This window comes from Paenibacillus piri (assembly GCF_004354045.1).
Classification (GTDB): Bacteria; Bacillota; Bacilli; order Paenibacillales; family NBRC-103111; genus Paenibacillus_S; species Paenibacillus_S piri.
This window is the reverse complement of sequence record NZ_SMRT01000003.1, coordinates 66,987-92,749: the sequence shown is the minus strand read 5'-3', so window position 1 is coordinate 92,749 and position 25,763 is coordinate 66,987. Positions and strand designations below refer to the sequence as shown.

Annotated in this window: 18 protein-coding genes; all 18 read right to left on the bottom strand. The window is 51.4% G+C overall.

Going from position 1 to position 25,763, the window contains the following annotated elements; all coding sequences use genetic code 11:
• Positions 1-68 precede the first annotated feature (68 nt).
• On the bottom strand, positions 69-1,568 hold the full coding sequence (locus E1757_RS08695) for an extracellular solute-binding protein (RefSeq protein WP_133226828.1): 1,500 nt from the start codon (positions 1,566-1,568) through the stop codon (positions 69-71).
• Between the two features lie 59 nt (positions 1,569-1,627).
• Complete coding sequence (locus E1757_RS08690) at positions 1,628-2,500, bottom strand: carbohydrate ABC transporter permease (protein WP_133226826.1); 873 nt, start codon at positions 2,498-2,500, stop codon at positions 1,628-1,630.
• A 32-nt stretch (positions 2,501-2,532) separates the two neighbouring features.
• Positions 2,533-3,426: an ABC transporter permease gene (locus E1757_RS08685; RefSeq protein ID WP_281282487.1), complete on the bottom strand. Its 894-nt coding sequence runs from the start codon at positions 3,424-3,426 to the stop codon at positions 2,533-2,535.
• Between the two features lie 471 nt (positions 3,427-3,897).
• Positions 3,898-6,252, bottom strand: coding sequence for a helix-turn-helix domain-containing protein (locus E1757_RS08680; RefSeq protein ID WP_133226822.1), 2,355 nt, complete (start codon positions 6,250-6,252; stop codon positions 3,898-3,900).
• A 373-nt stretch (positions 6,253-6,625) separates the two neighbouring features.
• On the bottom strand, positions 6,626-7,711 hold the full coding sequence (locus E1757_RS08675; protein ID WP_133226820.1) for a lactonase family protein: 1,086 nt from the start codon (positions 7,709-7,711) through the stop codon (positions 6,626-6,628).
• 337 nt (positions 7,712-8,048) lie between these two features.
• The gene (locus tag E1757_RS08670) at positions 8,049-8,870 is read right to left on the bottom strand and encodes a carbohydrate ABC transporter permease (RefSeq protein WP_133226818.1); all 822 of its coding nucleotides are present in this window, start codon (positions 8,868-8,870) and stop codon (positions 8,049-8,051) included.
• Positions 8,870-9,814 carry a carbohydrate ABC transporter permease gene (locus E1757_RS08665; protein WP_133226816.1) on the bottom strand — a complete coding sequence of 315 codons (945 nt, stop codon included), beginning with the start codon at positions 9,812-9,814 and terminating at the stop codon, positions 8,870-8,872. Before E1757_RS08665 ends, E1757_RS08670 begins: the two co-directional genes overlap by 1 nt.
• 73 nt (positions 9,815-9,887) lie before the next feature.
• The gene (locus tag E1757_RS08660) at positions 9,888-11,222 is read right to left on the bottom strand and encodes an extracellular solute-binding protein (protein ID WP_133226814.1); all 1,335 of its coding nucleotides are present in this window, start codon (positions 11,220-11,222) and stop codon (positions 9,888-9,890) included.
• A gap of 286 nt (positions 11,223-11,508) precedes the next feature.
• Positions 11,509-13,068: a response regulator transcription factor gene (locus E1757_RS08655; RefSeq protein WP_165972023.1), complete on the bottom strand. Its 1,560-nt coding sequence runs from the start codon at positions 13,066-13,068 to the stop codon at positions 11,509-11,511.
• Positions 13,046-14,824: a sensor histidine kinase gene (locus E1757_RS08650; protein ID WP_133226810.1), complete on the bottom strand. Its 1,779-nt coding sequence runs from the start codon at positions 14,822-14,824 to the stop codon at positions 13,046-13,048. The genes E1757_RS08655 and E1757_RS08650 overlap by 23 nt, the downstream gene beginning before the upstream one ends.
• Positions 14,825-14,845: 21 nt before the next feature.
• Positions 14,846-16,204, bottom strand: coding sequence for an extracellular solute-binding protein (locus E1757_RS08645; protein WP_133226808.1), 1,359 nt, complete (start codon positions 16,202-16,204; stop codon positions 14,846-14,848).
• Positions 16,205-16,450: 246 nt separating this feature from the next.
• On the bottom strand, positions 16,451-18,019 hold the full coding sequence (locus E1757_RS08640) for an extracellular solute-binding protein (RefSeq protein ID WP_133226806.1): 1,569 nt from the start codon (positions 18,017-18,019) through the stop codon (positions 16,451-16,453).
• Positions 18,020-18,081: 62 nt separating this feature from the next.
• Positions 18,082-18,954 (bottom strand): carbohydrate ABC transporter permease, encoded by an 873-nt coding sequence (locus E1757_RS08635; RefSeq protein ID WP_133226804.1) that lies wholly within the window; start codon positions 18,952-18,954, stop codon positions 18,082-18,084.
• Between the two features lie 14 nt (positions 18,955-18,968).
• The gene (locus E1757_RS08630) at positions 18,969-19,940 is read right to left on the bottom strand and encodes an ABC transporter permease (protein ID WP_133226802.1); all 972 of its coding nucleotides are present in this window, start codon (positions 19,938-19,940) and stop codon (positions 18,969-18,971) included.
• Positions 19,941-20,168: 228 nt separating this feature from the next.
• Positions 20,169-22,436 carry a helix-turn-helix domain-containing protein gene (locus E1757_RS08625; RefSeq protein WP_246079094.1) on the bottom strand — a complete coding sequence of 756 codons (2,268 nt, stop codon included), beginning with the start codon at positions 22,434-22,436 and terminating at the stop codon, positions 20,169-20,171.
• Between the two features lie 512 nt (positions 22,437-22,948).
• On the bottom strand, positions 22,949-23,968 hold the full coding sequence (locus E1757_RS08620) for a CehA/McbA family metallohydrolase (protein ID WP_133226798.1): 1,020 nt from the start codon (positions 23,966-23,968) through the stop codon (positions 22,949-22,951).
• Entirely contained in the window at positions 23,955-24,437 is a 483-nt protein-coding gene (locus tag E1757_RS08615; protein WP_133226796.1) for a hypothetical protein, read from the bottom strand. Before E1757_RS08615 ends, E1757_RS08620 begins: the two co-directional genes overlap by 14 nt.
• Positions 24,434-25,762: a hypothetical protein gene (locus E1757_RS08610; RefSeq protein ID WP_133226794.1), complete on the bottom strand. Its 1,329-nt coding sequence runs from the start codon at positions 25,760-25,762 to the stop codon at positions 24,434-24,436. The genes E1757_RS08615 and E1757_RS08610 overlap by 4 nt, the downstream gene beginning before the upstream one ends.
• Between the last annotated feature and the right edge of the window lies 1 nt (position 25,763).

Genomic DNA, 25,763 nt, shown 5'->3' with positions numbered 1-25,763 from the left:
ATTTAGAATAAGATGAAGATTATAATAACGCAGCTGCGCCGCGAGCTTGCCAATTTCGGATGTGTCGCTTATTTCGAAGGATGTATCCTTTCGTAATCGGCCTTATACTCGGCCATAATATCCTTGCCGCCCGCCTGTTTCCATCGCTCGATTTCCACCTTCCAGCCGGCATCGTCCAATTTCCCCATAATGTAGCGGGTTTGAGCGTCGCCGATCAGCTGCTCCAGCTCTCTGCCGCGCTCGGCATATGTCGTGGACAGCAGGTTCAACGCCGGGTTCGGCAGCACATACCGGATGTTGTCCTCAGCGATCTGTTGGGCTTTCTCGCCAAGCGGCGTGTCTTTCAGCGGCGGAACGTTATAGCCTTCAATCTGCGGCAAATTGTCGCGGTAAGGCTTCACATCCCGTTGAAAAGCGGTAAAATCCTTGTACTCGGTTTTGTCGCCGGACTTGACATAATGCTTGCCTTCAATACCGCGAAGCAGCAAGGCGGCCATCTGCGGGTCCATCATATGATCCAGAAACGCCAGCACCTTTTTGACGTCTTCTCCGGTTTTGACCGACGATCTCGGGATGACGTAGAAGCCGTTATTGCCCGTTTCCCCGGCAACGCGGATGCCCCCGGGCCCGCGCATCGGCTCGACGTCGACGACAGCCCACGGATCCGTCCTGGACAGTCGGTCCTGCTGGCTTTTCGCGTTTTGCGCGACGGCGACGCGAATCCCGGCCCGCCCGGAGTCGTACAGCTTCTCCGCTTCCGTCTGGTCGAGTACGGCGAAATCCGGATTGATCAGCTTTTCGCCGTACAGCCGCCGGAACAGCTTCAGCACGTCCTCGTACTCCTTCGTCATGAAATCCGGAACAAAGCTGCCGTTCTCGATCGTCCACTTGTTTGGCGTTCCTAGGCAGACGGCCAATCTGCTCATCAGCGAAGCCTGTCCTTCGTTGTACTTCTTGTACAGGAGCAAGCCGTACGTATCGTTTTTGCCGTTTTGATCCGGATCCTTCAACGCGAGCGCCTTTAAGACCTCGTACCAATCGTCAATCGTTTCCGGCTGCCGCAGCCCCAACCGGTCCATCCAATCTTTGCGGTAAATGAACGCGGCCCGCCCGATATCGCGGAAGTTGGGAATGCCGTATATTTTGCCGTTTACGGAAACATTATCGTAATACTGGGCATGCTGGGCGCTTAAATTCGGATATTGCGGCAAAAAAGGCCCGAGCTCCCAGAACAAATCCGCCTGCATCGCTCCGATGATATGCGGCGTATATTCCGCCCTCAGCAGCTTCGGCAGCTCGTTGGAGGCAATGAGCACGTTTATTTTGTCGGTATAGGCAGCATTCGGAATCCACTGAATATCCAGCTTCGTGTTCGTATAAGACTCGATGAGGCGCTCGATTTCGTTTCCTTTGTCGGGCACCTCGCCGACCTGCGCCACGGCGATGGACAGCGGCAGCGGGGCTTGCTCAGGCAGCGCAGCCGCTTGCCGGGACTCTCCGCTGCAAGCGGTCATCGCGGCCGTCGCAGCAACTGCGCAAGCCATAGCCATAGACGGCCTTGCCTTCATGCCATATCCCCCCGCAGCGCTGTTCTCGCCTTGTCATTTTCGATAAGCCGTACGCTTTATCAGCCTTTAACCGAACCGAGCATAACCCCTTTGGCAAAATGCTTCTGCAGGAACGGGTAAACCAGCATGATCGGAATCGTCGCGAACACGATAACAGCCATCCGAATGGTCAAAGGCTGAATCTCCGTCTCCTCGAAGCTTGTGTCGCCGATCCGGCTTTGCGCCAAAATAACGATTTCGCGCAGCAGCACCTGCACCGGCCATTTGGTATTGTCGTTAATGTACATGATTGCGTTAAAGAATTGGTTCCAATGCGTTACCGCGTAGAACAGTCCGAACGTCGCCATAGCCGGCAGGGACAACGGAAGCACGATCCGGAACAATACGCCGACATCGCTGCAGCCGTCGATCCGCGCGGAATCTTCCAGGCCGTCAGGAATTTGCTGGAAAAAGTTTTTCAAGACAATCAGGTTAAACGCGCTGATCGCATTCGGAATCATAAGCGACCACAGCGTATTCGTCAGACCCATCCCTTTGACTACAAAATAGGTCGGAATCAGCCCGCCGCTGAACAGCATCGTAAACAAAACGGCCATCAATATCGTTTGCCGGCCGCGCAGTGTAGGGCGGGCCAGCGGGTAAGCCATCAGCGAGGTGAGCAGCAGGTTGATCGCCGTTCCCACCACCGTAATGTAAATCGAAACGCCCAAGCTTCTAATGAGCGTGTTCGTCGAGAAAATGTATTTGTAAGCCGATAACGACCATTCCTTCGGGAATAAAATAAATCCGCCCTTGGCTACCTCATGCGGGCTCGTGAACGAAACCGCCAAAATATAAATAAAGGGAAGAATCGTAATCAATGCGATGACCGACAATACGATATAGTTAACGCCGTCAAAAATTTTATTGCCCAAAGTATTATCGTGATTCATATAGGTTCAGCCTCCTTATCTCCAGCTATATTTTAATAGACGCCTTCTTCACCGAATCTTTTCGCCAGCCAGTTAGCGCTGATGACGAGAACGAGTCCGACCACAGACTTGAACAGGCCGACCGCGGCGCTGTAGCTGAACTGCGACTGCGTCAAACCTTTCACATATACGTACGTGTCGAACACTTCCCCAACCTCGCGGTTTGTCGGAGCCAGCATCAGGAAAATATGTTCAAAACCGGAATCCAGGAACGATCCTAACCGCAAAATGAGCAAAATGACAATCGTGCTGCGGATCGCCGGAAGCGTAATATGCCACAGCTGTCTCCAGCGGTTGGCGCCGTCCATCCGTGCGGCTTCATACAGCTGCAGATCGACGCCGGACAATGCGGCCAAGAAAATGATCGTGCCCCAGCCTACTTCTTTCCAGATCGACTGCGTCACAATCATCGTCCGGAACCATTCCGGCTCCAGAAGGAACGCGATTTTTTGACCGGTAATGGCGAACAAAATTTCGTTGATAACCCCGCCTTCGGTCGTTAACAGCATATAGAATACGCCGACGACAACAACCCAGGACACGAAATGGGGAACATAAACGAGCGTTTGGACGAACCGTTTGAACCGCTCTCTGCGCACCTCGTTCATCATCAGAGAGAGCACAATCGGCAGCGGGAAAAAGAATACCAGATTATACACGGCCAACAGTGCCGTATTCCTGAACAATTCCAAAAATTGAGGCTCGTTGAAGAAGCGGGTGAAATGCTTCAAGCCGACAAACGGACTGTTCAGCATCCCCAGATGCGGCTTATAGTCCTGAAAGGCCATAATCAAGCCGTACATCGGGACGTATTTGAAAATAATGAAAAACAGCACCCCCGGCAGCAGCATCAGGTACATCCATTTGTCGCGGATCAGATCTTTCATTAAAGGGCTGCGCTGTTTAACCTTTACTTTGGCATTTGCATTATTCGCAAGTAAACTCATGAGCTGTCCTCCCTACTTTGTGTCGATTGACTTATTTGATTTTATTATCACACCTAACCGGAGAACAGGCTATCGCTATAATTAAACTTGTTGACGAACATCGGCTTTGTTCCGGTTTGACGCCGTTTTTACTGGCGAATACGGCCGCTGCCGGGAAGCAATAGTCGGAATTCAACCTGCAATCAACTTATTTTAACCTGTCGGCCCCAGTGTAAATAAAGCATATGGCTCGCGCCGCAGCCTTCTTGTCGAATCTTGTAATGGAAGCTCAGTTGACCATTTTGACCAAAGATTAACGGCTATGCCGTCCTTAAGGGATATGCGCGTTGGTCAAGGTTGTGCGATGCTTACGACAAAAAAAGACCCGGGGGCGGGTAAGCCTCCAGGTCTGCTGCGCCGGCGATAGCACGGCTACTGTTTATTATATTGGTCCCGGTATTGCCCCGGGGTCACGCCGACAATTTTCCTGAACGTGCGGATAAAGGCGGTCGTATTCGTGTAGCTGAGCTTTTCGGCAATTTCGGATATTTTCCAGTTCGTGCTCTCCAGCCAGCTCTTGGCCATGTTCATCCGGTAGTCCGCCAAATATTCGCTGAAGTTGATGCCCATTTCTTTCTTGAACACACGGCTTAAGTAAACCGGATGGAAATTCAGAATCGATCCGCATGCTTCCAGCGATATTTCCTGATCGAACCGCTCGTGCACAAGCTTGACCATCTGGTTGGCGATATTCAAGTACTGCGATTCCGCCTGAAGATTCAGGAAAGCGATAATCGGCTCGAACAGCACCGTTTTAAACCAGCGTATAATATCCTCAAGCGTATTTAGCTTCATGAAATGTTCGAACGACGCCTTTTCGCCAAGCACATTGTTGACCGATCCGCCCTGCTCCTGCACAAGCTGGAACGCTTTGGAGATGAGCTGCATCATGAGCGCCGGATACTCGTTGAAATGAATGCCCTTCTCCACGATCGCGGAAATATATTTATCGAAAACGGCATCCACCCGTTCGACGTCGCCCAGCTTCAGCGCATTCACCAATTGATCCTCGAGCATTTTGAGCTGAGTGTAAACGGTGACCTCCATCGCCTTCTTGCCTGCATCGATATCCTCAAAATGGACAATAATAGCATGACCCAGACTCATTCTGCATTTCAGCGCTTCGAGCGATTCCCCGTAGCCTTGAACGGCTTCGGTTACTTTCCGGAAAGGCCGGCTGATCCCGATGCTGACCTGGAGCTGCAAAAATTCGTTCACTTTCTCTTTCACGAGCTCGGCGGTTTGATGGAGATACGCTTTCAGCTCTTCCTCATCGTCCGAATCGCTTGTAATCAGCGTCACCTGCGACTGATCGAGCAGCACGGGACTGAACCGGCGATTTTGCGGCACGAGCTCGCCCACAATATTATTAATGGCAAACAGCAGCAGTTCCCTGTCATGCTCGCCGTAACGGGACTCCTGAAGCGCATCGATCTGCAGAGTCAGCACGCCAAGCCGCTTCCAATCGGACGGAAAGCCGTACATTTGGGAACGATAAGCAAAATCGTTATCGGACAGCTGCCCGGAAAACAATTTCAGCACGAAAAATTCTTTCAGCTGCGTCACTTGTCCGCTTACCTGCTGCTGCAGCTGCTTTTCCGTACTGAACAAGGTGCGGAAACGCTCTTCGATGGACACAAACTCATCCTGATACCGATCGTCCTGCCCTTCAACCTGAATGCCCCGGGTAAATTCGAATAAACGTTTAATCGGGGAATACATTTTCCGGCTGCCGTAAAAAGCGAACAGGGCGATCAGCAAAAATAAAATCGCACACACGAAAAACGTAATCCATGCTATTTTTTTCGACTGCTTGGTAATGTCCTCAATAGATACTGCGGATATATAGACCCATCCGTTATAAGGCGACGACCGGTATGAAACACCCAGTTCGGTGCCGTTGACGCTGGTGTTTAAAAAACCGGATTCTTCATCGGTCGCCCGCACTTTTTGCAGAACAAGCTCATGAATGGCTTTATTCGTTTCGGGATCGCTGTTCTCGCCCAAAAAGTTGCGCCCGTCCCGGTCGAGAATGAATACATCGCCGAGCTTTTTGTTGTTGGATATAAGGCTCTTGACTTGACTGTTTAAAATTTCAACGACTAAAAGCGCTTTCGGTTGGCCGGTTGTGGGAACGACAGGAATTTTGTACACCATGCGAATGGAAGGAAGCGAGGTTGTTTCCTCCACAGCGGCGTCAGCTGCCGACTTATCGTCGGAATCGGCCGGTTTATCGGCGTTATCCCCAGTCTTGCCGGTTTTCACGCCGCTCGTCACCCAAAACAGACTGCTGTTCGGATGCTTGGCGTAAGCTGCGAACGTATCGCGTTCGGCGGCGCTGCTGTATTTTCCAAACGAGGCGAAGCTGACTACCCAATCCTTTTGCAGGTTGATCAAGTGAGCGTCGCGGATGCCGGCAAACGTCTGCAGATTATACAAGCCGGTCGATAAATTCCGGACCTCGATAAAATCGTCCGCCGTCAGGCTCGCATTGAGCGCGCCGTTGACCAGCGGCGAATTAATGTATTGCAGCGATGTCAGCTCCAGCGTCTTTAACACCTGTTCTACGCGCATCTGCGTCTGCAGCAGCACCTGCATATTGCCTTCCTTAACCTTGTCTTCGATATCGTTAGATGCAATAAGATAAGAAATGAGTCCTATGGAAATGACAGGAATCGCCGCGAGAATGAAGCTAAAGCTGAAAAGACGCAGCAAATATTTAGGCATGGCGAATTCCCTCCTTGCATGATTTTGAACAATTTCGACATTATCCGACAGTCCGGGTACCATTATACCTTATGAAAAAAAAAGCTGCAACGAACGAATCATACATATAATCCCTTATTTTACATGATTTAAATTTAATTAACGACTCTTAGCTCTTCGAACCATAAAAAGGTCCCACCCCTTTTTACACTGGGATGGAACCGCTGAATGGAACGTTTGGCCGAGCTGCTCAAGCTTCGGCATAGTCCGGCCGCACTTTATCCGATTACGACTTTATCGGGTTAAGCCCCCTACCTCTAAGGTGGGCCTTGAATCAGGTGGGGTAGAGTCCCCATCTGATTCCCCGATGTTCAGCAATGCTGAACGAGTTCACTTACGGCTGGAAGCCGAGCGGATAAAACCGGACGCAGGTCGGCTGCGAAATCGCGATATGCTGCCCGGTCGATGTCAGCCTGCCGCTCTCCTTATCGACCTGAAACAGCTGTACGGAGTCGGAATCCTTGTTGGCCGCAAACAAATAACGGCCGCTCGGCGACAGGCTGAAATGGCGCGGATGACTGCCCAGCGTGGATGTATGCTCCACAACCGACAGCATCCCGTTCTCCTGATCAATCGAACAAACCACAATGCTGTCGTGGCCGCGGTTCGATCCGTACAAATACGCGCCGCATGGGGAAATTTGCACCTCGGCACAGCTGTTCGCCGGTCCGTCATACGCTTCCGGGAGCGTATTGATGATCTGGATCGGCTCCAGCTTGCCTGCCTGCCGGTCATAGGATAGCACAGTGAGCGTCGAGCTCAATTCCTGAATGACATAGGCGTAAGGCAGTGTCGGATGGAATGTCATATGCCGCGGCCCCGATCCCGGAGCCAGTCGAACCTCATCATGCGGCTGCAGCTTGTGACGCTCCCGGTCCAGCCGGTATACGACGATTTTATCCATTCCGAGATCCGGCACAACCACGAATTGATCGGACGGATCGGTATAAATCGAATGCGGATGCGCGCTCTCCTGGCGTGCCGGCATGATGCTGCGTCCTTCATGATGCACTTGATCCGACAGCTCGCCGATGCTGCCATCCTCTCCAAGCGGCAGCAAGGAAAGCGTGCCTCCGCCGTAGCTGACAAGCATCAAGTATTGTCCCGCCTGATCCGTATTAATATGGGTTGACGATTTATCCGCTGTCGGCTGCTGCCCCATATAGGCAAGCCTGCCTGTTGCTGTGTCAATCCGGTAAGCGACGGCAGCGGATTTCTCAGGCTCCCCTGCAGATTGCGAGAAGGCGTACAGCGTCCCGTGCCGGAGGCTGGGCTTCAAAAATGACGGGTCCTTTACATCCGATACGGAGTCGACAAACGTCAGCTCCCCGCTCCGCTCGTCAAACTCGTAAATATAAATGCCCGGCGCTTCCTTCGCTGCATAAGAACCGAAATAAACCATATACTTTGCAGTTTCCATACATTCATCTCCGCTCTTTATAAATTATTGTTGATCCCTGTAGATGATTGCCCATCTTATTGTATCCTATTTTTGCTAAAAAGGAGAAACGGTGTCCAAGAAAAACCGAAACGAATGCCGCTAACCCGTATCCACCGGGTTTCGTCAAGAGTGCAAGCAACTCTTGACCTTACTTTTGGAGGAACCCCCGATTGGAAGCCCGTGTTCCATAGAATTCGGCTGCGCAACATTTTCCTGGTAACAAAAAAACCACACCTCCATTGTTAGATGATGTCCAACAATAGGGGTGCAGTTCAAGGATGCGTATGCATCGTGACGGTTTTGCGGGTTAAAGTAATTACTTGACGGCGCCGCCGGTCAAGCCTTTGACGATTTTTTCCTGAGCGAAAAAATAAACCAGTAAGATCGGCAAGCTCGCCATCGTCAAGGCAGCCATCAAGGCCGGCACATTGACGGTCAATTCCCCGTAGTACTTTTGCATCCCGAGCGGAAGCGTCATGTTCTCGGGACTTGTAATCAGCACCAGCGCGAAAATAAATTCGGTCCATATATGAATGAAATTATAAATTACAATGGTGGAGAGCGCCGGTGTAATCATCGGAAGAACAATGTTCCAGAAAATACGCCGGTGGGAGCATCCGTCAATCTCCGCCGCCTCTTCAATTTCCCGCGGAAGCTCGGACATAAACTGCGTAAGAATAAAGATCGAAATCGGCAAGCTGAATGCAATATAAGGTCCGAGCAGCGCCATCAGCGAATCATAGATACCCGCATCCTGAGTCAGCTTGAAGATAGGAATTAGCGTCGAATGGATCGGCAGCATCATCCCCGATACAAACAGCATGAACAGCGCCTTGCTCATTCGAAACCGGATCCGGCTTAAAGGGTAGCTGGCCAAAGCGGCGAATAAAACGATTAAAATGACGGAAAGCGCCGTAATATAAAGACTGTTCGCAAAATATCGGGTCAAGCCTTTCTCGAAAGCCAAGACGTAATTGCTGAACTGGACCGGTGTAAATAAGGAAAACGGATCTTTAAAAAACATTTCCTGCGTCTTAAACGAAGTCAGCACCATATACAGGAAAGGATACCCGGTAAAAACAAGCAAAATAAGCGAAAGGATATATAAAGGAATCGTTTTGAAGGTACTTACGGCCATTAGAATGCCTCCTTCTTTTTCCGATTATATTCCATGTATTGGATGGTGCCTGCCACGAGAAAAGCAAGCAAAAACATCATGAACGCCACTGCGCTCGCAAAGCCCATATTGAAATGAATAAATGCCTGTTTGTACATGTAAATCCCCAGCAATTCGGTTTTACTGTTCGGGCCGCCGCCCGTCATAATGTAGAAAATATCGAACGCTTTTAATGAGCCCACTATCGCCAAAATGGAAGACGTTACGATGGTTGGGAGCAGCATCGGAAACGTAATGCTCGCAAATCGGGTCCAGGGACCGGCGCCGTCAATCGCCGCCGCCTCATACAGCTCCTCGGATATGCCGACAATCGCAGCTTTAAATAAAATCATATAAAACGGAGAGTACTGCCACACGACAACAAGCAAAATGGAAGCCATGGCCGTTTTTTCGTCGCTCAGCCACGCCACATTATCGATGCCGAATAAGCCGATCAGTTTATTTACGGAGCCGTTCAACGGATCGAACATAAATACCCACAACAAACCGATCGCAACCGTAGACATCAAGAAAGGCATAAAATAAACGGTTTGAAAAAACCGCATTCCCTTAATCGGAGCGAACAGCAGAAGCGCCATTAACAGTCCAAGCGGGATTTGAAGAAATACGGACGCTAACACCACCTTCAGGTTGTTGGCCAAGGAAACCCAGAAAACCGAGTCGGCAAACAGCTTGGCGTAGTTGTTGAAGCCTACGAACGTTTTATCCGCTCCGCCCTTCCAATCGTATAAGCTGTATTGAAACGTCCCGAATATCGGGTAGACGATATAAATTAAATAAACGAGGAGAGCGGGAGCAATGAATAAAGCGACGGTGATTCTTTTACTCCTCGCTCTCCTTCTTTTCATTTGCGACTGCGTCTTTGCGATGCTGCCGAGAGTAGAAGCAGTTGTAGTTGAATCCATAATCTTCACATCCTCCGCGCCTTAGTTTGGAGAGAGGGGAAATCCCCTCTCTGCCGGTTCAAAGCTTTTCGTCTTATTTAAGGATTTGCTTTGCCTTCTCTTCCATCTTCTTCGCCGCTTCTTCCGGTGTCATCGACAATCCGAACAGCGCCTGCGTCGTATCTTTGTGCAGCTCGGCCAAATCCGGCGGCAGCGTCTGGTCATACGGCCAGTGAATATCTTTGGCCTTCTCGGCAAATACGCCCAGTCTTTTTGCAAACTCATCCTTGTAAATAACGCCCTTCACCCCAACCGGAGAACCTGTACGGTCGGAATAGCTTTGCGCCGTCTCCTGGCTCGACAGCTCTTTGATCAGCTCGATGGCCAGATCCGGATTTTTAGATTTGGCGGATACGGACCAGACCGGAGCGGACGAGCCTCCGACATCGGACGGATCTCCCTTGCCGTCAGGCACCGTCGGGAACGGGAAGAAATCGAGCTTCTTCTCGAATGTAGGAGCCTCCGACCGCACATTGTTAACAATGGAATTGGACATAACGAGCATGGCCGCCTGCTCCGTATAGAGAAGCTGTCTGCCTTGTCCGGCGTCCCAAGGAATACCGTTAAAGCCTTTGTTAAATGCGTCCCGCTTCACCAGGTCTTGAATATATTTGCCTGCCTGCACGTACCCCGGGTCGTCGAATGTTTTACCCGTACGTCCCAAGGCTCCCTTGAACAGCTCCGGACCCGCTACCCGATCGGCCAAATACATGAAGTAGTATGCTCCCGGCCATTTCGGCTGATTCGCCAATGTGAGCGGAATGACCTTGTTTTGCTTTAACGTATCGATGACCTTCAAAAACTCGTCCCATGTTGCCGGCGGCTTTAAGCTGTATTTGTCAAAGATGTCCTTGTTGTACCAAACCATCGTAAGCGACAAGCCTAACGGCACGCCGTAATTTTTGCCGTTGAAGGTAGCGTTGTCCAATACGGTTTTCACATAAGAATCGGTATTGATCTTGCCGGTAACATCCAGCACGTTGCCTTGATTGACGAATTCCTTCAGCCAGCCGCCGCCCCACGAATGGAACACATCGGGAGGGTTGCCGCCGGACATGGCGACAGCGAATTTTTGCTTATAGGTATCATTCGGCGTCTGCAGCGTTTTAACCTCAACGTCAGGATGCTTTTTCTTAAACCGTTCCACCGCTTCCAAATAAACCTTTTCCTTATCGCCCGGGTCAATATACCAGAACTCCAATGTTTTCTTCTCTCCGGGTTTACCTGCATCCGCCGCCTTCGTATCGGCCGGTTTGGCCGCAGGAGTGTCCTGCTTGCCTGCGGTGCCGCTAGCAGCTGGAGATGTGCCTCCGCATGCCGCCAATAAAAGCATGGATGAAACGGTCAATGATGCTGCTGTTTTTTTCATACTGCAACCCCCCTGATTTGTGTATGCAAACGATTTCATTTTAATGCTTGCCTAGCTGTCTTGCTGTTCCTATTGTAAAAATAATTCCCCATTTGATAAAGGGGAGTATCTTCATGATTAGGTTAGAGTATATTCAGGAATATTGGCGGGCAAGCTGAATTTCCCCGCTTGCTTTTATCCGATTACGACTTTATCGGGTTAAAACCCCCGCCTCTAAGATGGGCCTTGAATCAGGTGGGGTAGAGTCCCCATCTGATTCCCCGATGTTCAGCAATGCTGAACGAGTTCACTTGCCGGTCAGTTCTTCCCTGTATTCGGAAGGGGTTTGCGCATGGTACCTTTTAAACTGCTGACTGAAATATTTGACATCCTCATAGCCGACCGCACGGGCAATTTCGCTTATTTTGACAGAAGGGTCCATCAGCATTTCCTTCGCAAGCTCCAATTTCTCCTGAATCAAATAATCGCCGAAGGTGGTGCCTGTCACGCGTTTGAACACCTCGCTGAAATGGCCCGGATGAAGATGAACATACTGCGCAGCCTGCTGCAAGCTCAGCTTGCCGCTTCCGATATTTTGCCTGATATAGGCGATAGCCTGCTGTACATAGGCGGAGGGGCCCTTCGATACGCTCACATGGTACGTAGTCATAACCGTCTCGAGGTATTGCTCCAGCTTGTCGCGCATCGCCGCATCGCCGCTGCTGCCGATTGTGGAATAATCCGAGACGCCGTCCTTCAACGCATCCGTTTCGGCAGCCATTCTCTCCAGCCAACGAAATCCTGCCAAAGCCAGCGATTGGATATAGGAGGAGTAAGATTCGTACGTGACCTCGGGGTGGTCCAATTGCTCGGAAACCCGGGTACTGATCCACTGGTTCAGGCGGATGGAATCATTCGCCGTCAGCAGCTGCGACAGCTCGGCCTCCTCCTGGCGGGAGCATACCGTTTTCCAGCCTTTGCGCCGAGCGATCATGCTGTAGCTTAATATGCGTTCGTGAGTGAACATTTCCCAATATTTCGTCGCTTGAACCGCCTGCTTGTACGAAACGCTCAGCTCTTCAACGGCTGTCACGGATAGACCGGCAGCGCAGTACAGCGTGCATTTCAACAGCTTCTCGATGACAGGGAAGCACTCCCGGTACCTTTCTTCCTCAAGCGATCCGCCGTCATGCCGAATAACGGCCGTCAAATAAGGCTTGCCGGCCAGCGTCTCGCAGTCCATAATCTCGCGAAGCATGTTTTCCACTGCAAATTGCAGCAAAGGCCCGCTGCCGCTGCCATCCCCCCAGCCTTCCGCCTTTATCATAACCGCTTGAAAGCGGCTCTGTATCCCGGTTTGCGCGCCCTTGAAAAACGGAACATTTTCCTCCGCCATCTGCAGGTCCAAACCGGTATCTCCGGCCAGCAGCTTCTCAAACCAATGCTTGCGTATTTCTTTTTCCTTTTGATGCACCTTGCTGCTCGCTTCCCATTTGGAACGGATCCGCTGAGCGGCACGAAGCACTGCCTGAATAATATCGCCGGGACGGCTTGTTTTGAGCAAATAGTCGCTTACGTCGTTGCGGATCGCCTGCTGCATGTAGGCAAAATCGTCATACCCCGTCAATACGATGATTTCCAAATCGGGCATTAGCGCCTTGGCCTCCGCAGCCAAAGTCAGTCCGTCCATCTCTTCCATTCGGATATCCGTTAACAGCAAGTCCGGCTTTTCAACCGGCAGCCGTTCCAAAGCTTCCTCTGCGGATTCCGCAGGCTCCAGAAAATGAAAGCCGAGCTGCTTCCAATCAATGACCGTTGCCAGACCGTCCCTAATGATCACTTCATCATCCACGATCATAATTTTCATAATCATGCTCCTTTACCGGAATAATAAACGAAACGCGCGTTCCATGGCCTTCCTGACTTTCCAGCGATAATTGAGCGGCAACGCCGTAATGAAGCAGAAGCCGTTCGTTGACATTGCGCAAGCCATAACTGCCCGAATGATCGGGAATGTCCTCGGCGAGCGGCTTCAGCAGCTCCTGCGACAGCTTGGCCAGCCGCTCCCTGCTCATGCCCACTCCGTTATCATGCGCGGTGAACCGTATGCCTCTCGGCTCTTGAACGGCGCTGATGATGATGATCCCATGCCGCCTGTTTTTCTTAAAACCATGAATCATCGCATTTTCCACCAGCGGCTGAAGCAGCAGCTTCAGCATGGGCAAGGACCCGATTTTCGGATCGATGTGAAAGTTGAGGTCGAATTTGTTCGGATAGCGGATGGACTGAATCAAGGCATAGTTTTTAACATGGTCGATCTCCTGCCGCACCGTGCAATAATCTCTCCCTTTGTTCAGGCTGAACCGAAGAAAATCGCTGAGCGCGCCGACCATATCGGCGATCTTATGCTCCTTGCTCATCAACGCGATCCAATGGATGGAGGACAGCGTATTGTACAAAAAGTGCGGATTAATTTGCGACTGCAGCGCCCGGATGTCGGCTTCTTTTTTCCTTGTCTCCAATTGGATCAGCTGCTCTTTGAGCCGCTTAATATGCTCGCCCAGTTTATTGTAGCTGCCGACCAGCTGCCCTACCTCGTCGGGGGATTCGAATTGATACAAAGGCATCGGCTCATTCGGGTCGAAACGGACCAGAAGGCGGCGCAATATTTTCAACGGTTTGGTTACATGGCGGACAAGAAACAAAATTAGCCCCGATGTCAGCACGGCCGCCAAACTGACCGCAGTGCCGGTCAACAGCCATATATACCGGTTTTCCTTACTATAGAGCTCATACGGAACAAGTCCGACCAGCGTCCACCCCAAGCCGGGAATCCGGTTATACAGTACTGTTTTTTTATCATGGCCTTCGCCGTAATTAAAAGAGCCGTCGGACAGCGTCATATCGGATACCCGCGATTGTGGAAACAGCGTCTCCCACTGCTGGGCGAGCCATTCTTTGCGATTGCCGGAAATGACGTCTCCTTGACGGTTCAACAAAATAATATCGCCTTGCCCGACACCGAAGTTAGGGCTCCCCAAATAACGCGAAAGCACGGATTCGTTAATGCTGATGGAAATAAAGCCGAGCGGCTCGTAATTATCCCCGCTTTTGACGCCCCGCAGAAATGAGAATACATTCTCCGAGCCGTGGATGGATTGATTCATGTATAACGGCGTCCATCTTTTCCCGTTTAAGTCCCAGTCCTCAATCACTTTCGATAAATTGGAATAATAAATGCTTTGCGTATGCAGCGGCATCGTTTTATTTTTCGAATAAATCGTAATATTGGATATATATTCTTTCGATTGCATCAAATTCATCGTCATGGCCAATATCCGCATGCGTTCGGGCGAGTCGAAGTCAAAGCCGCTCATATACTGCTGCACGTCTTTATCGCCGGTTAAAAAAACGGACAGCCCTTCCACATCCTGCGCGATGAATTGAAGCGTCGCTTGAATCCTTCGGAGCGAATCGATTCCCGTCTGCTTCGTCTTTTCCTCATTAACCCGTGCAGAGGTCATATAAGAGAACGCCCCGAGAAAACATAAAGGTATGATGGTGGAGATCAGCATCATGACCGACAGCTTGCCTTGGAGGGAAGTGCTTAAGAAGCGCCGCATAATTTTCTCCCTTTCACCGGTTTATCTGAATTTTCCAAGCACATTGGCCTGGGTATCCTGCAGTTTTTTCGCCAGCTCCTCGGGGGAGCCGCCTTTCAGCAGCTCCTGAATGCCCTGACTTAACGCCTCTACAGCCGCTGTAGTCAGCTGCGTTTCATAAGCGGGCAGCAGCGTCACCTTGTTCACCAGCTGATGCAGCTCCACAAACAACGGATGCGCCACGCTCCGGTCCACATCGAGCCGGTAGCTGACCAGCGTGTTGCTGTTCAATATTTTTCTTTGAGCTTCCGGAGCAGCCAAGGCGTAAATCAGCTTGAAGGCGGCTTCCCTCTGCGCCCCCTGCAATTGACTGTTTACCGCGAAGCCCGTCCCGACAACGCCGGAGGTCGACATGGGCCGTCCTTTCCCTCCCGGCACGTCAGGCAATAAAGTAATATGCGTAGCCTCCAGCACATCTTTCGGCGCCTGGGCAATCATATTGCTGACCACGGAGCCGCCCTCGATTAACATGGCGGCCTGCTTCCGGTAATATAGCTGCTCCATTTGAATATGATCAATATAATTGAAATTTTCTTGAAATGCGTGCGCTTTGGCGAGCTGCTGCATTCGAGTAAGCGCATTCACAAATGTCGGGTCCGTAAACCTCGCTTCATTTTGCGCCACCACGTTCAAAAACCAATCCGTGCCGGTCACCCTGTCGGCGAGCGTACTGAAAATTGCGGATTGGGCGACCCATGACGATTTATTCCCCAATGCGATCGGAGTGACGCCGTTCCGGTTGAACTTGCGTACCGCCTCCATCAGCTCATCCCATGTTTCAGGCACCGATACATCGTACCGGTCGAAGATGGCTTTGTTATAAAAGACGAAAGAAGTAGGCGCCATCGACATCGGAACCGAATATTTATGCTCGTCCACCGTAAACGAATCGAACGAATGCGGCATGAAGCCGGCGACCCACTCGGGCTGCGACTTTAATAAATCGTCGATCGGCTGGATTAATCCCCCTCTTACAAATTCGCGGGTCATCGAGTCCGGCCAGATGAGAAATACATCCGGCAGTTCCCCGGCCGAAGCCATCGTCTTTAAACGCGATCTGTATACGTCGCGAATAATCGGCTGTGCCCGCAGCTCTACCTGCGGATTTTCCCGTTGAAAGCGGTCCAACAAGCTGCGCATCGTCGCGGAGGTCGAATCCTGCCCCATCCAATCATGCCAGACGGTTAACGTGATCTTCTCCTTTCCGTCGGAGCCGTCCCCTCCCGTCACCGGCTGCTGCGCCGGGAACGTAAAGGGCGTGCAGCCCGGGGTCAGGAGGCATACGGATAACAGAAGGAGCAGCAGGCAGCTCCGATTGGACCATGGATGGTTAATTGTCATCAGACATGAACCCCGCTTTCCTTATTGCAATGTGGTACAACCAAATTCAAAAACTGTGCACATATTCTACCACAAAAAAATACAAGTCAATATTAAAATTTTATTTGTTGCAAAACGCACCGGGAATAGCTTATACGTCTGCGCCCGGAGGGGATGAAGGTGAGGTTAATGAAACAAGCCGGGTCAGGACGTTGCTCCTGCCCGGCTCATTTCATTGTTCGAATACGTAGGGTAAAGCTTTTAGCTTCATTTCTTTTTCATTTCCTGGTACGCTTTCAGCTGCTCGTCCATGACTTCCTTGCCGCCGATTTTCATGTACTCGGCCACCATATCGTCGTAAACTTTATCGAAATCGGCCGGCTTTGCCGTTACGGATTTTACGTACACTTCGACGGCTTTATCGCCAAGCGTCTGGCTGTATTTGATTTGCGCTTCGATCGGTCTTTCAAATCGCGCAGGCAGCTGCCCGTCCTGCTCCCCGATTTTGATGCTGTTCATCGTAAAATCTTTATACTTGGGATCGGCCGCATTCGCCTTTAATGTTTTCTCGGGATCGCCCATATCCTTGCCGTTGATCAGCATGCTGTAGTCCAAATAGTTGTACATGACCTTCTTGGCTTCATCCGTATCGAGAAACAGCGGAATGCCGTCCTCGCCCATTTTGTATGTAACGCCTTCGGTACCGTTTTGCAGGTCGAAAATAACTTTGTAATCCGACATCCAATTTAAAAACTTGATAACCTCCACAGCCCGTTTGCTTGATTTCGGGATCATCAGATGGGCCGATAGCGGATGGTACACCGTCTTCACATGCTTGCCCTCGTAATTGGTAAACGGATCGACAGGCAGCAGCGTGGCGCCCGGAACGTTTTTCTGCAGGGTGGAATAATAGGCCATATAAACAGGCTCGTTCGTATTGGTAATGGCAAATCCGATCTGGCCATTGACCAAATCCGCCTGAAACTTTTTGCCGTCCTTATCGAGCGCAAAATCGGGACTGATCAACCCTTCGTTATACAGTTTGTTTAAAAAGCGGTATCCGTCCTTATTGCCCGGCTTCATCAAATCAGGCAGCGTATAATATTCTTCCTCGGTCATTTTTTTCCAAAATGTTCGGACAAGCGGATCCAAATTGTTGTTGTACCTGATCCCGTAAGGGATGACCTTGCCTCCCGTATTGCCCGGATCCTTTTCCTTGAACGCTTTCAGCACCGCATAAAATTCATCGGTTGTTTTGGGCGGCTGCATGCCCAGCTTATCGAGCCAATCCTTGCGGATAATTGGCGTGTGCGTTGCCAAAATAATTCTCTTGGCAGGGATCGTATACTGCTTGCCGTTAATAACCCCATAATTCAGCAGCTTGTCTCCAAGGTATTTTTTCAAGTTCGGCCCATGCTGGTTTAACAAATCCCCCAGCTCGGTCAGCCCGCCCTGCTTGATCCAGTTTTGTACGGCAGGGTCGCTGTAGGAAAAAATCAGATCGGGCGCCTCGTTTGCCGACATCAGCACGTTCAGCTTGGGCACCTCTTCCGTCCGCGGAACGGTAACGAACTCAATCTTAATGTTATTCGGATCGCCAAATTTCTCCTGTATATATTTGACAAAATAGCTTTCCGTCAGCGGCGGGGCGCCCGGCGGCGTATTTCCGCGGTCGAACAGCTCGATTTTGAGTGTTACCGGGCTTCCTTTTTTGCCGCTGTCCTGGGCTCCCCCGCCCGGGCTCTCTCCTCCCGAGCAAGCGGCAAGCGCACCGGCAAGCAATGTAAACGTAAGCGGCCAACTGACTATTTTGATCTGCGATTTTTTAAATTTCATAGTATTCATCTCCCTGTTTCCATTTATTTGGAAGCTTGCGTAAAGCTGCATGCATGAGCCCGTTAGCCCTTTACGGCACCGATCATCATACCCGATATAAAATAGCGCTGAAGCCATGGATAGACCAGCAAAATGGGAATGGTAGCGAACATAATGCTCGCCGCCTTCAAGCTTTCAGGAATCGGCGCAGTCGCGTTCATGCCTTCCGTAGCCGTCGAATCGCTCATTTGGTTGCTGATTACAAGCTGGTACAGCTTCAATTGGATCGGATACAGCTCCTGTTTCGTAATATAGAACAAAGCATCCATAAATCCGTTCCACCGGCCGACCGCGTAAAACAAGCTTAAGGTAGCGAGCACCGGCAAGGATAGCGGCAGTACGATGCGAAGCAAGGTGCCGAAGTGGGAGCTGCCGTCCATTCGCGCCGATTCCTCCAGTTCTTCAGGGATCGAGGAAAAGAACGATTTAAGAATAATTAAATAAAAAGCGTTGATCATGCCGGGCAACACCAATGCCCAGATCGTGTTGGTCAGCTTTAAAGATTTGACTAGCAAATATTCGGGAATCAAACCGCCGCTGAAAAACATCGTAAATAAAATGAGCAGCAAACAAAAATCGCGGCCCTTCAGCTTTTTCTTGGTGAGCGGATAAGCTGCGCAAATCGTCATGACCATGCAGATCACGGTAAACAGAACAACGAGTATAATCGTGAACAGCAGCGAGCTTATCATTTTGCCGTCTTTCAATACCGTTTGATAGGCTAACGTGCTCCATTCCACCGGAAACACCGTGACTTTGTTCGAAATGATAGCGGCATTGGAGCTTAACGAGACGGCCGCCAAATGAAGGATCGGAACAAGGCAAAGAAAGGATGCGGCCGTTATGACCACGATAATGGACGTGTCGATCCATTTGTCATTCAAGCTTCTCTTCATAGGTTCCTTCCTTTCTACCAGATGCCCTGGTCCGTAACTTTTTTCGAAATATAATTGGATGAAAGCAGGAAAATCAAGCCTACGACAGCCTGAAAGAGCCCGATTGCCGTCGCAATCGTAAATCTGGCGGATTGGACGCCCACCTTGTACACAAACGTGCTAATCACATCGGATACGTCGGTGACAAGCGGGTTCCCCAATACGAACGGACGTTCGAAGCCAATGCTTGCCATATGCCCGATATTAATAATCAGCAAGATCATAATCGTCGGCTTAATGCCGGGCAATGTGATGTTCCATATTTTCCGCAGCCGTCCGGCTCCGTCCACTTCCGCAGCTTCGTACAGCTCCCGGTTGATCCCGGTCAACGCGGCCAAATAAATGATCGTGCCCCAGCCCGCATTTTGCCAAACTCCCGCGCTTACATAAGTGACGACCCAGTACAACGGATCGGTCAGAAATGGAACCGCTTTCAATCCGGCCGCTTTTAATAAATGGTTGACCAGTCCGGTGTTGGTAGACAACAGCTGGTAAATCATGCCGCCAATAATGACCCAGGAAATAAAATGAGGCAAGTACAGGATCGTCTGCGCGCCCTTCTTGAACCATTTGATCCGCAGCTCATTCAATAAGACTGCCAAAACAATCGGCGCCGGGAAGGACACAACCAGATCCAGAAGATTGAGCAGAAGCGTATTGCGCAGCACCTTGTAAAAGTCTTTCATTTGGAAGATTTCACGAAATGCGTCAAACCCCGCCCACGGGCTGTTCCATATTCCCTGAAACATATTAAACTCTTTGAAAGCAATCGTCACACCGTACATCGGTATATATTTAAATACCAAAAAGTACAGCATCGGTACGGCCAGCAATGCATACAGCTGCCAATCCTGGGCGAAGGAAAGCATGCTTCTTTTCCATACGGTCGATCGTGCCAAAGCTTTGCGTGAAATCGTGTTTTGTACCACTGGCTGCTTGCCGGGCATAATACTCCTCCTTTTCAACAACGGTATCTATACCGTATTCCAACCGCCGTATCAGGGTCAATTTACAAGATTCGCCCGCTTATCAAAAAGTAAGAACGCACCCCGGTTCCTATCCGGACTTTGGCGTGCGTCATAGCTGGACGGCAAATAAGCGATTCCATCGAATCGCTTAACATTTTCTCACACTTATATTTATCGAAGACGAAGGGAATCCAACCGTTTTCACGCCTAAATACCGGAGCTGCCTTCCGCTCTTTTCCGATAGTCGCCGGGCGGAAAGCCGTACATATTTTTGAACGCCCTATGAAACGAAATCACATGCGCATAGCCTACCCGCTCCGCAATATGCTGCACCGGCAGCTCGGTCGTCAGCAGTAAATTCCGCGCTTCCTCCAACCGTATTTTTAACATGTAATCAATAAACTTTTCGCCGAACTCATCCTTAAACAGCTTGCTTAAATAGCGCGGATTCATCCCGAACTGTTCGCTGATTTGGTTTAAGGACAAGTCGGGGTCTGTATAATGCATTTCTATGTACTCTTTGACCCGGCGAATAAGAGCGTAATTGTTTTTGGCCGATCGCAGCGAGCGGATGCCGTTATCCAGCTGCGTCAGCAATGCGTTGATCCGTTCGCGCCACTCTTCCAGCGTTTCGGAGCTGCCTGCAACCGCCTCAAATTCCGCCTCAAATTCGTTATGCCACAGCGTGCTCACCTCTTCCGGCATTTCCGTTATTTCTTTGTGCAAATGGTATACCATATAATCGGTTATCGTTTCAATATCCGCCTGCGATATATAGCCCTGCTTCAGCGACTGAAACAATTGCGTATAATGGAACTGCCATCCGCCGTCGCCCAGCCGAAACGATTTGGCTATAGTCCGCACCAGCTGCAAATGGGGGAAAATCCGTCCCTCCGCTTTGGAATGCACATCCCCGCTTCCGATCATGGAGCCGACTCCGAATACAGGCTTGTACGATACGTATTCCTTGGCCTCCGAGTAAGACTGAACCACATCGCCCGGATAATGCGCCTCGGGTCCAATCCCTGCGGAAACGGTAAAATCCAGATTGCTCTTCACCCAATCCTGCAGCTTTTTCAGCACGCCGGTGATGTGATTTGCATCGTGCCCTGCGTTCAAATAGAAGACAACCGCCATCTGCTGCGGCTCGAACCATTCGCTCCAGGCAAACAGGTTATCGTTCTGGGCCGTTTCCTGCAGCACATTGCCCAATACAAATTTAAGCAAATATTGATCTCTTGAATTATAGGTACCGGTAAAATTCGCAAACCGGTCGATTTCAATCACGGCCACCATCAAACGCTGAAACTGCGACGGCATCTGAAGCCCGATCATTTCCTGCTCCCACTGTGCGGCGCTCATCGCTTTATGGCCTTCCAGCCAGTCTAGAAGCAGCTGTTTTCTGCGAAGCAGCAAATCGTCCTTATGAAGCTGCTCGTATTGACCCGCCCTTTCCAATAATCCGTCAATCGCCGCTTCAATATAGGTAAGCTCGTTGTTGAACGCCGCCGTTTTCACCAGCTCGCCGCTTTTTCGCTTCGTGTAGTTATGAATACGTCCGGCTATCGCCTGGATCGGTTTGTAATTCCGGTGCGTGATGTACGTAAACCAGATGAGTCCGGTTGCGATAGCGGCAATTCCTACGAGCATCCAGGATTCATTCAGCAGAGCGGCAAGCGATAATCGCTTGTCGGTTTCTCCGCCCCCGGAGCCGTATTTCCAGCCGGTATAATCGGAAATGATGTAGCGGGACGCCGGGTCCTGCTTGGCTTCGCCATCATGAAGAGCGGCGGCGCTTCCGCTTAAGTCGAAAGGCTCCGAATTCACCGTAAGGAGCGAAATCCGTCCGGCGTCGATCCGCGTTAAGTCTTTGACAAAGCCGACAATCGCCTGCACCTTGATATTGACGACGATAGCCCCCTGCTTTTTCCCGGTATCCGGATAAAATTTGACCATCGTGACGACCCGTTCATCGCCTGATTCATGGGAAAACTCTCTAAACGGCCGGGGCTCCGTCCATACTTGCGCATTCGTGTCGGAGGAATAAGCATTCAGCAAAAAGCCGCGGTCGCCGAACTGCTCTACCGGAGAAAGCGCGCTTCTCGATAAAACTTTACCGCTTATGGCGTTGTATACATAAATAGTGTTTGAAAAAGGAAGACTGGAGGAGAGCTCGTCCATTTTTTGAGAGATACGAAAGTAGTCATATAACGCTTTATCGTCCGTTTCCGCAAAAAATTGCTTTAATGCCGCATTCATATAAATTTCCTTGATGACGATCCGTTCCGTCGATTTCAAATTCGCGTCGATGACCTGGGATACTTTCGTCGCGATCGCTTCATTCGTCCTCACAATCTGCTTTCGGGCGGAATCGTTCAATACGGCAAAAAAAGAAAAAATCAAGACAGATATAACGACGAAAAAAATAGGCGTATAGGACAACAGCATCCGGTAGTACCAGCTCATCTTCATCATTCAGCCTCCTGCAAGCGTAAAAATTAGGAACAAGCAGCTTTGACGGTTATCGATGTTGTGACGCATGTTGATGCTTGATGACCATGCCGTGAGTCGTAGATTTAAAGGCGATCGTGAAATGGAAGAATTTTCCCTAATCGTAGCATTCCGATAACATTAATTCAATAAGCAATCCATCTGGCAATTAACCTTGTGTCGATTTTTAGGAGGCGCCCTTCCGGGCCCTTCGCGGACAACAGTGAACTCGTTCAGCTTTGCTGAACATCGGGGAATCAGATGGGGAATCTACCCCACCTGATTCAAAACCCACCTTAGAGGTGGGGATCTTAACCCGATAAAGTCATAATCGGATAAAAACAGCCGGCCAGGAATCCCTGACCGGCTCACTTGCCATGTTGAAAGCCCCGCTCGTATTAGCGCGGGCATCCTTCTCTTCCATAATTATGAAGCCTTTTATAGCGCCGAGCCGCCCGGCATTTGGCTGGGCCTTCGTCAATTTCTCTTTTCGATCATTATTCCGTTTCGAAATAGATCGCGTTGGTAAAAGCGATCATCGTCCGGCACCCGTTCAACATGCCGTGCAGCTCTGCGCGCAGCCACGTCATAGCGGATGCATCGATAAGTACAGCGGCAGCGCTCGATCCGGCCGGCATCGCGACGGATTGGATAATCCCGGCGTTCCCGACAAGCCTGATCTCCAGCGTCTGCTCCGGCAGCGTCCACACAGATGCCCGGCGTTCAAAATCCAAGCGAACGGATACCTCTACGTTTCTGCTGCCGCCCGCCAGCGTCAACACTTCTCCAATTCCCGCCGCAGACCCATCACCTGCCGCCCTCATGGTCAGCAGCGGCCCCATCGAGACGGCGACCGCACCTTGCGCAATGGCCTTAGCCGGGTTCTCCTTCGCTATATAAGTGACGGCTACGGGTTCCCGCTCTGCTGCGCCCGAAGCGGAATCGTGCCAATCCCGGCCGCATGTTGCCGCCACGCGATATCCGCGGTTCAACACTTCCGTCCAAAGCGCAAACGCCCGCTGATTGCTCGTGCGCACCGAGGGAAACGTACCCGACCAAACCTCGATAAAATCGATCTTGTGCCAATCCGCGATCTCATACTCCCAATAACAGCCGGTACACATGGGGCTTCCTACCCTGTACGGATGAGCAAGGCCCGCCAAGGCGCCGAGCGCCTTCGCCTCGTGCAGCCCTTGCGCCAGGTCGCCGGGCCCCAGCATACGCCAATCCGCATAGTCTCCCTCTCTCAACCCGAGCAAGAGCATATGTCCATAGAAGGTCGTCCACTCGAGCCCGTTCAATATGGATATACCGGCTGCACGTTCAACCTCCTCCTTGCCGAGCAGACCGGAGGTTGTATTATGGTCGGTCAGCGCGATCCAGTCCAGCTCCTGCGCCGCTGCGCCAAGCGCCAGCTCGTAGAGCGTATGGCGGCCGTCACTGTGAAGCGTATGCGTATGAAGCTCGCAAGCAAGCCATCGATCCGGCGCGATGGCTCCTGATTTACGCAAGTCCATCCCCGGTCCCCTCCTTCCACCCCGATACCCGCAGTTCATACGTACAGTTTTCGGTCACGATTGCATGCACGCTTACCGTGATGCGCCACACACCCGGAACCATGGGGCCCGGCAAAAATCCGGGCGACGCTTCGCCGAAGCCGATCCGGTGCGCCTGTTCCGGCGAATGCCGGTGCGCAGCCCCGCGAAACCTGTGCGGATCGTCGAGCGATAGCGTAAGTAAATTTTGCAGCGGAAGAGCTTGTTCCCAACGCTCCATATAGCTGCCAAGCTGCGGCTCCTCCATATATTGGGGCGCTGCCGTCCGAATGAGCTCCAGCGCAACCCTCTTATCCTCCAGCAGCTTCGGCGAATAACTGAACTTGACCGTCAGCCCGTCCAAGCCTGCCTGTACCGGAAACGCGTACATGATCTGACTCTTGGACGCAACGGGCGTCAGTCGGCCTTGTACCTCAACCAATGTTCTCATAACGCGCACCACAACCGGCCGACCGGCGCATCAGCCGTCAAGACAAGCTCCTTCTGCGTCTCTACAGATACGGTCGGCATGCAATCCTCTTCCAGCATAAAAGCTTTCAATCCGCGAACCGCGACCGTCCGGTCGCCGCCTTCAAGCAGCTCCGCTTCGATCGCTTCAACATCGCTCATTACCGTTCCTTTGGGCAGCTTCACCGTCGTTGAAAACCATTCGTACGGCCCATTGTAAGCAGCCCGGAACTCCCCGATCCTCCAATCTCCGAACGAGCTCGAATAAACGGTATCGCTGCCTTTAAGCCGGACGCGCACATCCACGCACGTGCGTTTCTGCAGCGTCGGCTCCGCAGCCCGCTTGGAAGTCTGCACGTACAAGTAATCCCGCACATCCGTCACCTGCCAAGGCTCCGAGCCTGTGCCGACGGCAATAAGCTGCGACAAGTTACGGTGCCGCTGAAACTCCCAACCCATCATCCGGTACGTGAACGGAAATGCATCCATGACTCTCTCTCGCGGCTCGACGGCCGGGTTCCAGCGATAAACCGGGGCAAGCATAAGCCGATATCCCGACGTCGGGATATCCGTTACCATGCCATGCGCGCTTGCCGATTGCAGCGCCGGATGACCGCCAAGCATATATTCGCCCCGAAATTCGGTCGTCACATGATGAAGGCCTTGATAGGTCGCTTCGACTAATCCCCCGTCCGGCCCCAGCACGACGCGCAGCGTCCATTCGATATCGGTGAGGCGCCCCCATTTGGCCATCAGCATAGGCGCCGGCGTCCCCTCGTCCTCATGGCTGTAAATCACGTGATATTCCAATACTGTCCCCGCCTCGCCCTGCTCCAATGAATAGAACATAAGCAGGGGCGTATCCGTATATCGGCTTTCAGCCGGATGCTCTAAATTTCTGCCGTACAACAGCGGGGCATACCGGTAAACCAAACCGGGCTCGGAGTCGCGGTCCACCCGGTGGATAACAGCCTCCTTCGCTTTCGCCTGCCGCGTCCCCGGCGACGACAGCTCGTGAAACCGCAGCTCCAGCTCATAAGAGCCTTCCTCCAAATAGCCCAGCAGCCGCGGATACTCGAGCCAGCGGTCGCCGTAGAACAAGATGATATCCTGATTGTAGAAACCATTCAGCAGCACCTGCAGCATCGCGGATTCCCGCCCTTCGATCAGCCAATCTCCGTCGCAAGCCGCAGTAAGCGTAAACTCCGCAATCCCGGCCTTCTCCATGTTGAAGTGAAGCCTCACCGCCCGTCCGGCATCAATAGCCTCCGGAGCCGCCGGCTTGTAGTGCATAACCAATTGTCTCATC

Bases quoted from the DNA above. Each gene is read 5' to 3' on its own strand.
- E1757_RS08615 (WP_133226796.1), bottom strand. From the start codon at position 24,437: ATGAGAACATTGGTTGAGGTACAAGGCCGACTGACGCCCGTTGCGTCC.
- E1757_RS08645 (WP_133226808.1), bottom strand. From the start codon at position 16,204: ATGACAATTAACCATCCATGGTCCAATCGGAGCTGCCTGCTGCTCCTT.
- E1757_RS08670 (WP_133226818.1), bottom strand. From the start codon at position 8,870: ATGGCCGTAAGTACCTTCAAAACGATTCCTTTATATATCCTTTCGCTT.
- E1757_RS08625 (WP_246079094.1), bottom strand. From the start codon at position 22,436: ATGATGAAGATGAGCTGGTACTACCGGATGCTGTTGTCCTATACGCCT.
- E1757_RS08635 (WP_133226804.1), bottom strand. From the start codon at position 18,954: ATGAAGAGAAGCTTGAATGACAAATGGATCGACACGTCCATTATCGTG.
- E1757_RS08660 (WP_133226814.1), bottom strand. From the start codon at position 11,222: ATGAAAAAAACAGCAGCATCATTGACCGTTTCATCCATGCTTTTATTG.
- E1757_RS08680 (WP_133226822.1), bottom strand. From the start codon at position 6,252: ATGCCTAAATATTTGCTGCGTCTTTTCAGCTTTAGCTTCATTCTCGCG.
- E1757_RS08610 (WP_133226794.1), bottom strand. From the start codon at position 25,762: ATGAGACAATTGGTTATGCACTACAAGCCGGCGGCTCCGGAGGCTATT.
- E1757_RS08630 (WP_133226802.1), bottom strand. From the start codon at position 19,940: ATGCCCGGCAAGCAGCCAGTGGTACAAAACACGATTTCACGCAAAGCT.
- E1757_RS08685 (WP_281282487.1), bottom strand. From the start codon at position 3,426: ATGAAAGATCTGATCCGCGACAAATGGATGTACCTGATGCTGCTGCCG.
- E1757_RS08650 (WP_133226810.1), bottom strand. From the start codon at position 14,824: ATGCGGCGCTTCTTAAGCACTTCCCTCCAAGGCAAGCTGTCGGTCATG.
- E1757_RS08640 (WP_133226806.1), bottom strand. From the start codon at position 18,019: ATGAAATTTAAAAAATCGCAGATCAAAATAGTCAGTTGGCCGCTTACG.
- E1757_RS08620 (WP_133226798.1), bottom strand. From the start codon at position 23,968: ATGGACTTGCGTAAATCAGGAGCCATCGCGCCGGATCGATGGCTTGCT.
- E1757_RS08655 (WP_165972023.1), bottom strand. From the start codon at position 13,068: ATGAAAATTATGATCGTGGATGATGAAGTGATCATTAGGGACGGTCTG.
- E1757_RS08675 (WP_133226820.1), bottom strand. From the start codon at position 7,711: ATGGAAACTGCAAAGTATATGGTTTATTTCGGTTCTTATGCAGCGAAG.
- E1757_RS08690 (WP_133226826.1), bottom strand. From the start codon at position 2,500: ATGAATCACGATAATACTTTGGGCAATAAAATTTTTGACGGCGTTAAC.
- E1757_RS08665 (WP_133226816.1), bottom strand. From the start codon at position 9,814: ATGGATTCAACTACAACTGCTTCTACTCTCGGCAGCATCGCAAAGACG.
- E1757_RS08695 (WP_133226828.1), bottom strand. From the start codon at position 1,568: ATGAAGGCAAGGCCGTCTATGGCTATGGCTTGCGCAGTTGCTGCGACG.